General features: G+C 71.0%; 10 protein-coding genes. 5 read left to right on the top strand and 5 right to left on the bottom strand.

From position 1 onward, the window contains the following. Position 1: 1 nt before the first annotated feature. A complete protein-coding gene (locus tag KY661_RS19840) occupies positions 2-730 on the top strand; it encodes a class I SAM-dependent methyltransferase (RefSeq protein ID WP_225411700.1) in 729 nt (242 codons plus the stop codon). 1 nt (position 731) lies between these two features. On the opposite strand, the gene KY661_RS19835 is transcribed toward KY661_RS19840, so the two are convergent. Continuing rightward, a complete protein-coding gene (locus KY661_RS19835; protein WP_225411699.1) occupies positions 732-1,736 on the bottom strand; it encodes an aldo/keto reductase family protein in 1,005 nt (334 codons plus the stop codon). A 114-nt stretch (positions 1,737-1,850) separates the two neighbouring features. Here KY661_RS19835 and KY661_RS19830 point away from each other — a divergent pair, with 114 nt between their 5' ends. Beyond that, complete coding sequence (locus tag KY661_RS19830) at positions 1,851-4,847, top strand: DEAD/DEAH box helicase (protein ID WP_225411698.1); 2,997 nt, start codon at positions 1,851-1,853, stop codon at positions 4,845-4,847. Between the two features lie 9 nt (positions 4,848-4,856). Here the strand turns inward: KY661_RS19830 and KY661_RS19825 are convergent, their stop codons facing one another. The 4 genes from KY661_RS19825 to KY661_RS19810 form a co-directional block, all read right to left on the bottom strand. Further along, positions 4,857-6,251, bottom strand: coding sequence for a hypothetical protein (locus tag KY661_RS19825; protein ID WP_225411697.1), 1,395 nt, complete (start codon positions 6,249-6,251; stop codon positions 4,857-4,859). Between the two features lie 124 nt (positions 6,252-6,375). Continuing rightward, on the bottom strand, positions 6,376-7,008 hold the full coding sequence (locus tag KY661_RS19820; RefSeq protein ID WP_225411817.1) for a hypothetical protein: 633 nt from the start codon (positions 7,006-7,008) through the stop codon (positions 6,376-6,378). 272 nt (positions 7,009-7,280) lie between these two features. Continuing rightward, positions 7,281-8,177: a sigma-70 family RNA polymerase sigma factor gene (locus KY661_RS19815; RefSeq protein ID WP_398577214.1), complete on the bottom strand. Its 897-nt coding sequence runs from the start codon at positions 8,175-8,177 to the stop codon at positions 7,281-7,283. Continuing rightward, positions 8,174-11,161 (bottom strand): serine/threonine-protein kinase, encoded by a 2,988-nt coding sequence (locus KY661_RS19810; protein WP_317987285.1) that lies wholly within the window; start codon positions 11,159-11,161, stop codon positions 8,174-8,176. Before KY661_RS19810 ends, KY661_RS19815 begins: the two co-directional genes overlap by 4 nt. Positions 11,162-11,416: 255 nt before the next feature. Between KY661_RS19810 and KY661_RS19805 the strand changes: the two genes are divergently transcribed. The 3 genes from KY661_RS19805 to KY661_RS19795 are packed head-to-tail and all read left to right on the top strand — an operon-like array spanning position 11,417 to position 14,245. Then, a complete protein-coding gene (locus KY661_RS19805; RefSeq protein ID WP_225411695.1) occupies positions 11,417-12,643 on the top strand; it encodes a hypothetical protein in 1,227 nt (408 codons plus the stop codon). Positions 12,644-12,658: 15 nt separating this feature from the next. After that, positions 12,659-13,663 (top strand): HEAT repeat domain-containing protein, encoded by a 1,005-nt coding sequence (locus KY661_RS19800; protein WP_225411694.1) that lies wholly within the window; start codon positions 12,659-12,661, stop codon positions 13,661-13,663. A gap of 57 nt (positions 13,664-13,720) precedes the next feature. Then, positions 13,721-14,245 carry a hypothetical protein gene (locus KY661_RS19795; protein ID WP_225411693.1) on the top strand — a complete coding sequence of 175 codons (525 nt, stop codon included), beginning with the start codon at positions 13,721-13,723 and terminating at the stop codon, positions 14,243-14,245. The last annotated feature ends 22 nt before the right edge of the window (positions 14,246-14,267 follow it).

The raw sequence follows: 14,267 nt of genomic DNA, 5'->3' as shown, positions 1-14,267 counted from the left end.
CATGGCGCAGTACGACAACATCGGCGGCAAGTACGAGCAGTTCAAGAACACGGCGGCCCTGCCCGTCCCGGAGCAGCACACGTTCTTGAAGATGGTGGGCACCTTGCAGGGCAAGCGGGTGCTGGACCTGGCGTGCGGCGGAGGCCACTACTCGCGGCTGCTGAAGCAGCAGGGCGCCAGCGAGGTGCTGGGCGTGGACATCTCCCCGGAGATGGTGGCCGTGGCCCAGAAGCGCGAGCAGGAGCAGCCCCGGGGCATCCGCTACCAGGTGTCCGACGCCACGCACCTGCCCGAATTGGGGGCGTTCGACCTGGTGACAGCCATCTACCTGCTCAACTACGCGCGGACCCGGGAGGAACTCACGAGCATGTGCCAGAGCGCCCACCGCAACCTGGTGGCGGGCGGACGCTTCATCGCCTTCACCATCGAGCCGGGCTTCGAGCTAGCGAAGTCGAACTGGGCGAAATACGGCTTCGAGGTGGTGAGCGAGCGCTTCGAGGACGGACGCCACGTGGCCCAGGCGCGCTTCCTCACCGACCCGCCCGCGGCGCTCGAATATTTCCGCTGGTCCGCCGCCACCTATAAGGAGGCGATGAAGCAAGCCGGTTTCCAGCGCCTGGAATGGCGGCACTTCGAGATTCCTCCCGAAGCGCTGACGAAGTTCGGCGCAGACTTCTGGAAGGACTACCAGGACAACCCGCTGCTGGTGGCCCTCAGCGGCTGGAAGTGACTCACGGCCGCTTCTTGGGACTGTTCTCCAGGGTTTTCTTCGGGTCGCGCTCGACGACGGGGCCGAGGATGGCGTCGATGCGGCGCATCGCGTCCTGGCTCAGCTTCACGCCCGCGGCCTTGACGTTCTCCTTCACCTGCTCGGGCCGCGAGGCGCCGATGATGGCCGAGGAGACATTGGGGTTCTGCAGCACCCACGCCACGGCGAGCTGGGCCAGCGACAGCCCGGCCTCCTGGGCCACGGGGGTGAGCTGCTGCACGCGCGTGAGCACGTCGTCGTTGAGGAAGCGCTGGATGAAGTTGGCCCCGCCCTTCTCGTCCGTGGCGCGGCTGCCCTCGGGCGGCTTCTGCCCCGGACGGTACTTGCCGGTAAGCACGCCCTGCGCGATGGGAGACCAGACGATCTGCCCCACGCCCAGCTCCTGGGAGGTGGGCACCACCTCGGCCTCGATGATGCGCCACAACATGGAGTATTGCGGCTGGCTGGAGACGAGCTGAAAGCCCAGCTGCCGGGCCAGCTTCACGCCCTCCCGTATCTGGTCCGCCGTCCACTCGGACACCCCGATGTAGTGCGCCTTGCCCTGACGCACCACATCGGCGAAGGCCTGCATCGTCTCCTCCAGCGGCGTCTCCGTGTCGTAGCGGTGCGCCTGGTAGAGATCCACGTAGTCCGTCTTCAGCCGCCGCAGCGAGCCGTGGATGGACTCCAGGATATGCTTGCGCGACAGGCCGCGGTCATTGGGGCCCGGCCCCGTGGGCCAGTACACCTTGGTGAAGATCTCCAGCCCCTCCCGGCGCTGGCCTTGGAGGGCGCGGCCCAGTACCTCCTCGGCACGGGTCCCCGCGTAGACGTCCGCGGTATCGAAGGTGGTGATGCCTTCATCCAGCGCGGCCCGCACACAGGCGACCGCCGCGGCCTCCTCGACCTGGGACCCATGGGTCAACCAGTTGCCGTAGGAGATTTCACTGACCATCAGACCACTGCTGCCCAGGTGGCGGAAGTGCATGCGGCGCGGTCTAGCACGGACCACACGGGCGGACATTCTCAGCCCGGACCTCCCGTTCAAAACCCAGCGGTGTGGTTGCGCGGCAGCCGCCGCGGGGCTAGGGGTGGGCCGCGCATGTCTGTGACCGCGGAGCTACTCGAAGCCGTCCGGGAAGAAGCCCGCCCGGACACCTGGTCTGCTGGAATGGCCCTGGCCCGCTCGGGCGCCGTCTCGGTGCAGGCCATCGGCGCGGAAGAGGCCGTCCTGAAGGTGCGCGCCGCGGGCCGCCCTGCCCCCGTCACCACCGTGCTCTACCCGGAGGACGACATCTGGGAGTGTGACTGCAAGGGCCGGGTAGACCCGTGCGAGCACGTGGTGGCGGCGGCCCTCGTGCTCCACCACTCCGTCTCCCAGCGTGCCCCCCGTGCCCCCGCCGCGTCACGGCCTGCGGCACCTGCGGCCCCGGCCCGCCCGGGAGCCGCGCCCAAGCCGGAGCGCATGGTGTACCGCTTCAAGCGCATGGACGGCGGGTTGCAGCTCGAACGCCTGTTGGTGCGCCCCGACAACACGGCGCGGCTGCTGGCGCGCAGCCTGGCCTCGCTGCTGCAGAACCCCGTGGAGGCGGCGCGGATTCAGGTGGAGAAGTGCGACCTGCTCGCGGACAAGCTGCTCGCGCGGCCCACGAGGGGCGCGCTCCCTCCCGAACGCCTGGAGGCGCTGCTGCGTGTGCTGGAGCCGGCGCGCACTGTGCTCTTCGAGGGGGCGCTGGTGTCCGTCTCCAGCGAGCCCCTGCTGCCGCGTGTCACCGTGGAGGACCGGGGCGAGCAGACGGTGCTCAAGGTGGAGAAGGATCCGCGCATCACCGAGGTGGTGTGCCCCGGGGTGGTGGTGTGCGGCGGCGCGCTGTGCCGGCTCGGCGAGCAACCCCTCACGGGGGCCCGGTTGGAGCACCTGCCCCAGGAGCGCGTCTTCTCGCCCGCGCAGATGGGAGACCTCACCGGCAAGGTGCTGCCGGACTTCGCGCGGCGCATGCCGGTGGATGTGAAGAGCCAGCGGCTGCCGCCCATCGACCGCACGCTCAAGCCCCGCATCTCCGTGGAACTCAACCAGCTCGACTCCGGCCTCTCGGTGCTGCCAACGCTGGTGTACGGCTCGCCGCCCACGGTGCGCATCGACAACGGGCGCATGGTGTACCTGAAGGGCGCGGTGCCCGTGCGCGACGAGGCCGCCGAGCAGAAGCTCATCCACGAGCTGCGCGACGAGCTGAACATGGTGCCCGGCCGGCGCGTGACGGTGCAGGGCAAGGAGGCCGTGCAGCTCGCCGACAAGCTGCGGCGCTGGCGCGGCGGCCTCACCGGAGACGCGGCGCGCGTGGTGAGCCCCCATGTGCAGCTACGCCCCACCCTCTCGGTGGAATCCGGCGCTTCCCCGTCCGGTGTGCCCCAGGTGGGTTTCTCCTTCGACTTCCAGGTGGAGGGGGCCGACCCCGGAGCGCCGCGCACCGTGGACGCGGGCGCGGTGATGCGCGCCTGGGAGGAAGGGCTGGGGCTGGTGCCGCTGGAAGGAGGTGGGTGGGCCCCCCTGCCCACCGCATGGCTGAAGACACACGGCCAGCGCGTGGCGGACCTGCTGTCGGCACGCGGGAAGGACGGACGGCTCGCCAACCACGCACTCCCCCAGCTCACCGGCCTGTGTGACGCGCTGGAGCATCCGCCTCCGCCCGGGCTCGAACGGCTGGCGCCGCTGGTGAAGGGCTTCGAGAGGCTGCCGGAGGCGCGGCTGCCGGAGGACCTCACCGCCTCGCTGCGCCCCTACCAGGTGCAGGGCGTGAGCTGGCTCACCTTCCTGCGGCAGGCAGGCCTCGGAGGCGTGCTCGCCGACGACATGGGCCTGGGCAAGACGCTGCAGACCATCTGCACGCTGGGGCCTGGCACATTGGTGGTGGCGCCCACGAGCGTACTGCCCAACTGGGAGGCGGAGCTGAAGCGCTTCCGTCCCTCGCTGAAGGTCTCCGTCTACCACGGCCCCGGGCGCTCGCTGGATGAGGCGGCCGACGTGACGCTCACCACCTATGCGCTGCTGCGTCTGGACGCGGAGGTGCTCGGAGCAAAGGCGTGGGACACGGTGGTGCTGGACGAGGCCCAAGCCATCAAGAACCCGGACAGCCAGGTGGCGCGCGCAGCCTACGGGCTACAGGCCGCCTTCCGGGTGGCCCTGAGCGGCACCCCCATCGAGAACCGGCTGGAGGAGCTCTGGAGCCTCATGCACTTCACCAACCAGGGGCTGCTCGGGGGGCGGAAGGAGTTCGAGGAGCGGTGGGCGCGGCCCGTCGCGGACAACCAGAAGGGCGCCGCCGAGCAACTGCGCGCACGCATCCGCCCCTTCGTGCTGCGCCGGCTCAAGCGGGACGTGGCCCCCGAGCTTCCGCCGCGCACCGAGTCCGTGCGGCACGTCACCCTCACCGAGCAGGAGCGGGCCGTCTACGACACGGTGTATGCCGCCACGCGCGAGGAGGTGGTCTCCCAGCTCGAAGAGGGCGGCAGCGTGCTGAAGGCGCTGGAGGCGCTCCTGCGGCTGCGCCAGGCGGCGTGCCATCCCGCGCTCGTGCCGGGCCAGCAGGCGAAGACGTCCTCCAAGGTGCAGGCGCTGGTGGAGGCGCTCGGCACCGCCGTGGAGGACGGGCACAAGGCGCTCGTCTTCTCACAGTGGACCTCGCTGTTGGATCTCATCGAGCCTGCGCTGCGGGAGGCGGGCATCGCCTTCATCCGGCTGGATGGGAGCACGGCGAACCGTGGCGGCGTGGCCGCCTCCTTCCAGGCCCCGGAGGGTCCACCGGTGATGCTGATCTCGCTCAAGGCGGGCGCCACGGGGCTCAACCTCACGGCGGCGGACCACGTCTTCCTCGTGGACCCGTGGTGGAACCCGTCCGTGGAGGCGCAGGCCGCCGACCGCGCGCACCGCATTGGCCAGCAGCGGCCCGTCATGGTGTACCGGCTGGTGTCCCAGGGCACGGTGGAGGAGAAGATCCTGACCCTGCAGGAGAAGAAGCGGGCCCTCTTCGAGGCAGCGCTTGGCGGGGCCTCGGGGGCCACCGCCATCACCCGGGCGGATCTGATGGAGCTGCTGGACTGAGCGGCCGGACTACTGTCCCGGCTTGTCGTCGAACAGTTGCACCCACCGTCCGTCGAAGCCGCCGTTCGCTTCCAGGTACCAGGGCCCCGGCAGCCAGAAGCCCGCCTCCACCCCATCGTTCGAATCGGTGGAGCCCGCGTGGACGAAGTAGTCGTGCTGCCACCAGTAGGCGTTGGGCGAGCCGGTGTACCCACTCGCGCTGGCGCGCGTCCGGCCGCGGGAGTCCACCCCCGTGCTGGCCCATGCGTTGTCATGGAACTCGCTGGAGCCCCCGCCCCCCGTGTCCGAAGCGCTGGCGTTCAGCTCGTAGGTACCGAGGAGCCACTTCTTCGTGGGATACCCGTCGCGGTCGTCCTCGTTCTCGATGTCCCGGGTCTTCGCATAGAAGCGCTGCAAGCCCGGGCTGACCTCGACCTGGCCGGCCTCGTTGACGATGGGGCTCTCCAGCAGGAAGTCACGGGGCGACTCGCTCAGCCAGTGCGTCTGATAGCCACCGTATTGCCAGTGCGACGGCCAGATGTCCGCGATGTCTTGAAGCTCGTACGTCACGCGCTTGACGGAGGGCCAGGTGACGGAGCTGCCGTTGTCGGAGCGGCTCGCGAGCTGGGAGGCCGTCGAGTAGGAGATGGACTGAGCGGCGAACTGGGACACCGCGCCGGGCGAGCCTTCGGGCACGAACGCGTAGTGCACGTTCTTCTTGCCGTCGTTGTTCACGCCCACCTCGGCCTTGGCGCTCCCGGCGCTCATCTGACTTGAAACCCAGGCGGCCGGATTCGTCACGAACCGCAGTTCCTGGCCGTGGGCCGCCAGCAGCTTGTCGGACCACTCCGCTTGCCAGATCATCAGGTGCTGGCCGGTGGCGGTGGGCATGAAGTTGAGATCCGGGCTGCCATACTGCCGGACCACGTTGCGCTTGTGCTGGGTCACCACGGCATACGCGACGTACTCACCGCCCCTGGGCGAGCCCGTCACGTTCTTGACGAGCATCTCCACGCGCTCCCAGTCATGGAGCTGGTAGTCGCCCGCGGCGTTCTTATCGAGCGCGTGATAGATGTGATAGATCAGGACGAGGTTCTTCCCACCGTCCATGAACTCGATGATCGAGGTGTAGAGGGTGGGACGGATGCGCCAATGGCCGTAGGCGCCCGAGCCGCTGGCCGCCGCATTCACATACTGGTGGATGTTCTTCCAGTGGAGCTTGTTGTTCGAAAAGTCGTTGTCCTGATCGAAGTTGAAGTTCGTGATCCAATCGTAGCCATGGCGGTCCTTGTTGCCGTTGGCCCGCTTGAAGACAATTGGAGCGTAGTAATGGAGAAAGGCCCGGCGTTGGTCCTGGCTCAGCGACCAGGCCTGCGCCTGGGCCTCGGAGGGCCAGCCCAGGCACGCGAGCAGAAGGACCAGCACGCCCAGAAGTCCAAACCGCCGGGCGGATTCCATGCGTCTCAGGGGTCGAGTGAACATGGCGGCGCAGAGAAACACAGGCCGCCCCCATTCTCCAGACGTGAGGGATTCCGCCCTCCGCCCCTCCTCACTGCTGGACGATCTTGAGGAAGGACAGTCCGCTGGCGCTGGAGACCCCTTCGCTCAGGCAGTGCAGCGCGCTCGGGGCCGCCTCCAGCACAAAGCCTCCCACCGCCAGGGAGCCCGCGTAGCGGCCCTCGATGACGAGCCCGACGAGGACGGTGATGGCCTCACCGCCCTGCTTCGCATCCATGCCCTTGCCAAACTCGAGCGTGCTGGTGCTCCCATCGCTCCAGGTAATGTGGGACCGGGTGGCAAGGCTGGCACTCAAACAACTCGCCGGGCCCGTGCCGCTCACGGTGTACTGGCCCGAGACCGGTCCGCCCGCGTCCCATGACACACAGGACGGGAACTGGCCTGTCGCGCTGAGGACAGTCTCCTGGAGCGACAGCTTCAGGGGCGGGTTGTAGACCCCCTGCTGACTGCCCGCCTCACACGTCAGGAGCGGGGTTCCCCGGGCCAGGACAGGAGGCTGCGGCTCCACGGCCGGAGCCGGAGGTTCCGCGGGCATGACCGGGGCTTCGGCCGGCACGGCCGCGGGCTCTGCTGGCACCGCCGCAGGTTCCTCCGGCGCCGCCGCAGGCTCCACCGGAACCAGAAAGACCAGTTGCTCCTCGGGCTCCGCGGGAGGCGGGGACACTCCGGCCTGCTCCTGTGCCCAGGCAGGGACCGGCATCAGGCCTATCAGCAGCAGGAAGCAAAGCCCTCGGACCCCTTCCAAAGGGTCCGGTCCGGGGTGGATGAAGGTTTGCGAAGTGTGCGTCCGACGGATGCGGCGGCCCTGCGTTCCGGGTACTGCCATGGCGTCTCCCCCCATTGAAGAGGCGCAGCACGTAGCCGGCAGGAGGAGACACGGACCATCCTCCCGGAGCGCCGGGGGGCTATCCGCTGAAAGACACCCCGCCCTCCGCTTCAGACCCCTTCCATCAGGTGGTGCAGGTTGAAGTCCAACCGGCTCCGCACCAGGCCCAGCAGGCTCTGCAGTTCGGAACCCGCCAATTTCAACCGCCCCGCCAGCTCCGCGTGCGTGAGGGCCAACAGCCGCTCCCGCGCATGGGCCACGCGGCGGGCCACGCCCGAGCGGGACTCGCCATACATCGCCGAGAGCCGGTCCATGGTGAGGCCATGCAGGTGGTGCAGGCGCAGCAGGGTCCGCTCGCGCTCTGGCAGGGCCCCCAGGGCCTGCCGCAGGGCCTCCAGGAGCACGCGGCGCGAGTCCTCCCGGAGCAACGCGCGCTCCGGATCATCCGCCGCCAGCATCCGGGCCAGCGTCTCGGGCGGCTCATCGAAGAGCTCCTGGCGGCCCTGCTGGCTCACCAGCTCGGCGGCCACGCGGGTGGCGATGATGCGCACCCACGCCAGGAGCGGCCCCCGTCCCGAGTAGTCGGCGATGCGGGCTGGGGCCTCCCCACGCCCCAGCAGCAGCCGCGCCCGGAGCACCTGCAACACCTCATCCACGGTGGCCGCCGGCAGCGCGCCCAGCCGCGAGGGCACCCGCTGGAGGATGTGCTGCTCGAAGGCGTGGAGCGCCAGCCGCTCCCCTTCCGCGCACGCGCATGCCAGGTACAGGTCCGCCGCGTGGAGCTGGCGCAGCATCTCGCCGGGCTGCTCCGGCAGATGGCGGGCCAGGTGGCGCAGAAAGCGCTCCGCGCTCCAGGAGAAGCCGGGCCACTGGGCCCGTGCCGCCGCGCAGTGCGGCGCCAGCAGCGCCTCCAGCGCGGGCACCTGCTCCAGCGCGGCGCGCCGCTGCGGCACCGCATGCGCCATCAACAGCGCCGAGAAAGAACCCACGTTGCTTGCCTCGCTCACCGTGCCTCCACCTGCCGCTGCCAGGCCACGACCTGGCGGGCTCGCTCCCGGGCCCGGAGGCCCAACCCTTCCATCTGGCTCCGGGCCGCTTCCGCCAGTGCGCGGGCCCGGGCCCGCTCCGCCTCCCCGCGCTGCGCCCAGAGGGCGCGGGCCAGCAGGAAGGAAGTCCAGCCCTCCTCCAAGGGATCCTTCGGCGCGCGCGTGTGAAGCATGAGGGCCCGCTCCAACAGCGGCAGGGCCCGTGCGGACTCCCCTTCGGCTAGATGCACTTCCGCCAGACAGGCGAGGTCCAACGCCACATCCGGCGCCTCACGGCCCTGCACCCGCTCATCCACCTCCAGCGCCCGCGCACAGTGTTCGAGCGCCCGGCGAAACGCCCCCTGGCCCCGCTCCAGCTCCGCCAGGGGCCGCAGCGCGACGGAGACGGAGGCCCCTTCCGTGCCGGTCTCCGCTTCCCAGAGCCGCAAGGCGCGCGTGAGTTCCCGCCGCGCCTCCCGGGGATTGCCCGCCTGGAGGTACGCCTCGCCCAGGGCCGTCTGCGGCGCCGCGGCGCGGGGCGTGTCCGGTCCCAGCGCCCGCTGAACGCGCCGCACGGCATCCTGGTGATAAGTCAGCGCCTCGTCCAGGCGGTGGGAGTCCTGGGCCACCTTGCCCAGCTCGCTGAGCACGCTCGCCGTGAGCGGATGGTCCTGCCCCTTGCTGCGCTCGGCGATGTGCAGCGCCCGTTCCAGGCTCTGCCGCGCCTCTTCGAGCTGTCCCAGGCTCCGCTGCACCGAGGCGAGGTTCGTCAGCGGCGCCACGAAGCTGGGGTGCCCAGGCGGACGGTTCGCCTCCAGGAGCCTCAAGGAGCGGCGCCAGGTGGCAACCGCCTCCTCGCGCTGCCCCAGCGCCAGCAGCGCGATGGCGATGTTGTTGAGGTGGAGGGCCAGGACGGGGTGCTCGCTCCCCCAGAGGCGCTCCCGCATCTCCCAGGCCTCCCGGTACAGCGCCAGGGCTTCCGCGTGGCGGCCCTGGCGGGAGCGGACCCGGCCCAGGCTGGAGACCAGATAGGAGGTGAGCAGGTTGTCCGAGCCCAGCGCTTCCCGCGAGAGCGTCAGCCCCTGGTGGAGCTCCTTGTCCGCCTGCTCCAGCAACCCCTGGTTCAGCCGCAGGATGCCCAGGCGCAGGTTCAGGTCCGTGGCGATGGCCGGGAAGCGCTCGCGCCCCAGCCCCTCCACCGCAGCGCGCGCATGCTGTACCAGCTTCTCCGCGTCGCCCGTCCGCCCGCCCTGCTCTCCCACCGTCCAGAGGAGGAAGATCCACGCGCGCGCGGCCAGCACCTCGTCCCGGCCGGCCTCGGCGGCCCACAGGGCCCGGTAGAGGCTCTCCTCGGCCTTCGGGAGCGCGCCCTCCAGGCCCTGAAGCCGGCCGTGAACAAGGCGTACCTCCGCCTCCAGCGGGCGGTAGTCCAGCCCAGGCAGGAGCTGAAGCAGGGCCTCCGTCACCGCGAGCCCTTCGGCGTACCGGCCCGCGTCCAGCAGCGCCTGGGCTTCGGTCAGCGTCCGCCGCGCCGCGTCCACCTGGGGCCGGATTCCCTCCGGGGGCAGGGGGGGCCCGGGCCGCGCCGGTGCGTCCGCGCACTCCGAGAGGTCCTCCAGCGAGGCCACCAGTTGCTGCGCGTTCTGCGCCGTCCGCGCGTCCGCCCGCTCCAGCACCCCCGTCACGGAGGCGAGCCGCCAGAGCCGGGCATCGAGGCACACGGCGGACTGGGACGGGCCCGTGGCGCCACGCTCCTCCTGGAGGCACGCCTCGGCACGCAGCGTGCGCCAGCGCGAGGCATAGGCCTCCAGTTGCGTGGACGCGTGTTGCCAGGCCGCGAGGGCATAGGGCGTGCCCACCGCCAGGAAGGCCTCGCGCGCCCGCGCCCGCCGCTCGGGGTTCCACGCCGCGCCAAGCCGCTCCACCTCCTGGCGGCAGCGCGCCTCCCGCTGGTGCACCTTGTGCTCCACCCCCATGCCCAGCAGGCCCGCCAGCGTGAGCGCCCCCATCGCCCAGAGCCGCGTGTGCCGGGAGCGCCCTTTCCGCAACGCCTCCAGCAAGGCCTCCATGGAGGCGAAGCGCTGCCCGGGCTGGGGGCTCAGCCCCTGGAGCACCACGCGCCGGACCCAGGCGGGCACCTGCGAGCCCCGCACGCTCCGCCCCACCCGGCCCGCGCGGGCGGACTGGCCCAGCTCCTCCAGACTGTGCCCTTCGAAGGGCCGCTGGCCGTAGAGGGCCTCGTACAGGGCCACGCAGAAGCCGAATTGATCCGAGAGGGCATCCGCGAACCGGCCCTCCAGCAGCTCCGGGGCCATGTAGGCCGGCGTGCCCAGCAGCGCCCCCGTGCGGGTGAGCGCCAGGCCCGAGTCCTCCCCGGACCCGCCCCCCTCCCACGGCCCCGGCGCCTCCTGGCAGAGGGCCAGGCCGAAGTCGGTCACCCGCACGCGCCCATCCCGCCCGATGAGGACGTTGGCGGGCTTGAAGTCCCGGTGCACCAGCCCCGCGGCGTGCGCGGCGGCCAGCCCCTGCCCCGCCTCCCGGAAGACGCGCAGCACCTCCCTCCAGTCGCGGGGCTCCCGCAGCCACTCCGCCAGCGTGCAGCCCTCCACCAGATCCATCGCCAGGAAGACGCGGTCCCCGCTCGTGCCCACGTCATGCACCGCGATGACATGGGGATCCGAGAGCCGGGCCAGCGCCTGCGCCTCCCGCAGGAGCCGCCGCTGCAGCGCCTCCACCCGGTGCCCTTCCGGGCGCAGCACCTTGAGGGCCACGCGCCGGGCCAGGTGCGGATCCCTCGCCGCGTACACGACGCCCATGGCGCCCTGGCCAATCCGCTCCAGCACCACGTAGCGCGACACCGTGGCCCCGGGCATCAACTCCTCCCCGGGCTCCGCCTCCGTCAAAAGGTCCGGCCGGGAGCTGGCGCCCGCGGCCAGGGCGCGCTGGCAGCCCACACACTGCTCCACGTGGGCCAGCACCTGCTCCCTGCGTCCCTCTGGGAGTCCCCCCCCGAGAAGGTCGCTCAGGGTCGTCTCGCTCGGACATGCCATCCCAGGAGCGATCTTGCCCATTTTACAGCTTTATCACAATTTGGAGAATCCAGCAGGAACCCCCAGGAGAGCTTCGTGATTTCCAGGGGTTACGCGTCCCGCAGATTTTTTTGGGATGGCAGCGCGCCCGGGCCCTCTTCTCAGTGGGACCTCCGCCTGGTGCCACCCGACATGACCTCTGATCCTGCTCCGCGCCCCGCTGCTCCCCCGCCCCCGTCCCCCCGCCGCCGCGTGGCGCAGGTGGCCGCCGCCCTTGGCGTCCTGACCCTGCTCGCCCTGCTCGCGCGGGGCTCTCTCGCCCAGGGACACGCCGAGGAAGAGGCTTCGTCCGGGCACGCGCACGCCCCCTCCGGGAGCGCCCCAGGCGGCTCCGTGCGGCGAGGAGGCCCCTCCGGCCCCGCCCAGCCGGCCCCGCCCGAGGAAGCCTCCCCGGGCCAGCGCCACTTCGAGGGCACCACCTGCTGGCAGGACCTGGAGCGCTTCAACGAGGCGGTGACCTTCGAGACCTTCCGGGATTGGGCGGCCCCGCTGCTGGCCTCGGGAGATCCGCTCGTCCTGGACTACCTCCGGGGCCGGCTGGCCGAGCTCATCGGGGATGACCCCGCGCGGGCCAGCGAGGTGCTCGGCTGGGTGCGCGGAGCCCCCGCCAAGGAGTTCAAGGTCTTCATGGGCGGGCTCAAGGGTTCGCAGGCCCTCCACCGGCCCCAGGTCGCCGCGCAGCTCCTGGAGATGGGGCTCGACGGGGAGCTGGAGCTCGGGCGGCGCGCGGGCCTGCTGGCCGCGCTGGAGACGCAGCACCGGTTCGAGCCCGCCGCGATGGACCGGCTCGCCCGCTTCGCCCAGGACCCCGCCTCGGGCGAGGCAGGATGGATCGCCACCCGGACCCTGGGCCGGGTGATGAAGGAGGACCTCTCCCGCACCGGCAACGCCAAGCCCTATGTCGACCGCCTCCTCTCCCTGGGCGCCGAGTCGCTGGAGATGCCCGTGCGCTACCTCGCCCTGGAGATGGGGATGCACGCCGACGCACCCATCGACGCCCAGGCCACCGCCCGGCTGGAGAAGATCCTCGCCACCGAGGGCAGTGGGGATGTGCGGCAGATCGCCGCCCACGAGCTGTCCCTGGCCGAGGACAAGACGCGGGCGCTCGACATCTACGCCCAGGCGTTCACCACCGAGACGGAGCTGTGCGTGCGCTGGGCCCTCTTCCGCTTCGCCGCGCGCACCGCGGGCCGCAACGCGCTGCCCGTCATGGCGCACATGGCCCAGCAGGACTCCCGCTTCCTCGCGGACTACCGCGACTTCGAGCGCCTCTACGCCAGCGGCATCGTCGACTTCGAGCGGATCTGGGCCAGCCTGCCTACCGACAATCCCCACGGCTGTCTCGAGCACACGGACTGAAGCCCGGAGCCCTCCATGAACCGCACCCGCTTCCCGCGAATGAAACCGTTCTCCTCCTGGCTGCTCACCCTGTGCCTCCTCGGACCGGCGGTGCCGGCCGTGGCAGGGCCCACGGCACCGGGCGCCGCCCCCCGGCTCCTGGGCGAGAGCTGCTCGGTGGAAGGACTGATGACGCAGATCCGCCGCGGTCTCGGCTCGACGTCCGAGGCGTACAAGAGCTACCTGCGCGAGCTCCTGAGCGAGTCCGCCGTGCTCCTGCCCGCGGCCGAGCTCCAGGCAGCCTTCGAGCGGGAGACGAACCCCGTCATGGCCGAGCACCTGGCGGCGGCGCTCGTGGCGCGGACCGAGCGGGGGCTGGAGCCCTCCGCGATGGAGGCGGTGACGCGGCGGGCCCTGGGAGATGCGAACCCGGAGGTGCGCGCCGCCACGGTGCGGGCCCTGCGGCGCACCGGCGCGCTGGAGCGGACCGGAGACATGTACGAGCGCCTGGTCCGGGACGGCGCCCCCGAGGTCCGCCTGGAGGCCGCGCGCAACCTCGTGGAGGACAACCACGCGGTGTACGGGGGACGGGACGGCCGGGCGGCGGATGCCGCGGTGACGGCGGCCTCCACCACCTCGGACCCCAAGGTGGCCGCGCACATCCTGGGCCAGCTGGAGACCCAGGCGATCAGCGCCGGCTCCGCGCGCTCGATGGAGCAGCTCTTACGCCATGACACCTCCGAGGTGCGCGGGGCGGCGGCCAAGGCCCTGGGCGGTGTCCCCGCCGCGGAGATGGGCAGCGCGCGCGAGGCCCTGCTCGGCATGTACCGCGGCGAGCCGGAGCCCACCGTGCGCAAGGCCATCCTCCAGAGCATCGCCCGGCTGGGTTTCTCCAGCGCGGTGCCCGAACTCCAACGGTTGCGAGGCGTGGACCCCAGCCTCGCTCCCGAAATCGACGCGTGGATTCACGTGCTCGGCATGGACCACCAGGAGTGGAGCCTGATCCTGAGGGAGAAGCAGCGGCTGCAGCAGGCTCGATGAGAAGCGGTTCACCCGGAGGCCGGTTCACCGGTCCGACACGAACAACGAGGAACAACGATGCGTACCCCCCTGAAGACCACCCTGACGGCGCTGGCGTCCCTGGCGCTCATCCCCGCGGCCGCGGCCGCCTACACGGTCGGCTCGCCCTTCCCCGGCACGGTGACGGCCACCACCAACTACTCGAGCGGCACGTTCCACGGCGCGGTGGACATCTCCAGCGGCCGGTGCAACTACTGGGGCGTCGAGACGGCCGTCCAGGCCTCGCTGTCCTGGAACGTGACCATCAACACCTCGGGCGTCGTCTGCAACGGCAACGGCAGCGGCAACCAGAACGAGGCCAAGCACACCTTCTCCAACGGCTACACGTTCCGGCAGTGGCACTTCATCAAGACCAGCGACTCGTACGACCGGACCTGTAACCGCTGCCAGGTGGGCAACGAGGGCGGCACGGGCAACGCCACGGGCGCGCACACCCACATGCAGTACGACAAGGCCGGCACCAAGAACACCTCGTGGTACTCGCCCTACACCTCCAAGGGTGAGTTCCTCGATCGCGACGAGCTCGTCGGCTACGTCGGCTAAAGCCTGCCAGGGGCCCGTCCTC

Origin of the sequence: Allostigmatella hybrida, from assembly GCF_020103775.1 — a bacterium.
Taxonomy (GTDB): Bacteria; Myxococcota; Myxococcia; order Myxococcales; family Myxococcaceae; genus Hyalangium; species Hyalangium aurantiaca.
The sequence above is the reverse complement of the archived record's forward strand: the minus strand, read 5'-3'. Positions and strand labels throughout refer to the sequence as shown.

Bases quoted from the DNA above. Each gene is read 5' to 3' on its own strand.
- KY661_RS19840 (WP_225411700.1), top strand. From the start codon at position 2: ATGGCGCAGTACGACAACATCGGCGGCAAGTACGAGCAGTTCAAGAAC.
- KY661_RS19835 (WP_225411699.1), bottom strand. From the start codon at position 1,736: ATGCACTTCCGCCACCTGGGCAGCAGTGGTCTGATGGTCAGTGAAATC.
- KY661_RS19830 (WP_225411698.1), top strand. From the start codon at position 1,851: ATGTCTGTGACCGCGGAGCTACTCGAAGCCGTCCGGGAAGAAGCCCGC.
- KY661_RS19805 (WP_225411695.1), top strand. From the start codon at position 11,417: ATGACCTCTGATCCTGCTCCGCGCCCCGCTGCTCCCCCGCCCCCGTCC.
- KY661_RS19800 (WP_225411694.1), top strand. From the start codon at position 12,659: ATGAACCGCACCCGCTTCCCGCGAATGAAACCGTTCTCCTCCTGGCTG.
- KY661_RS19795 (WP_225411693.1), top strand. From the start codon at position 13,721: ATGCGTACCCCCCTGAAGACCACCCTGACGGCGCTGGCGTCCCTGGCG.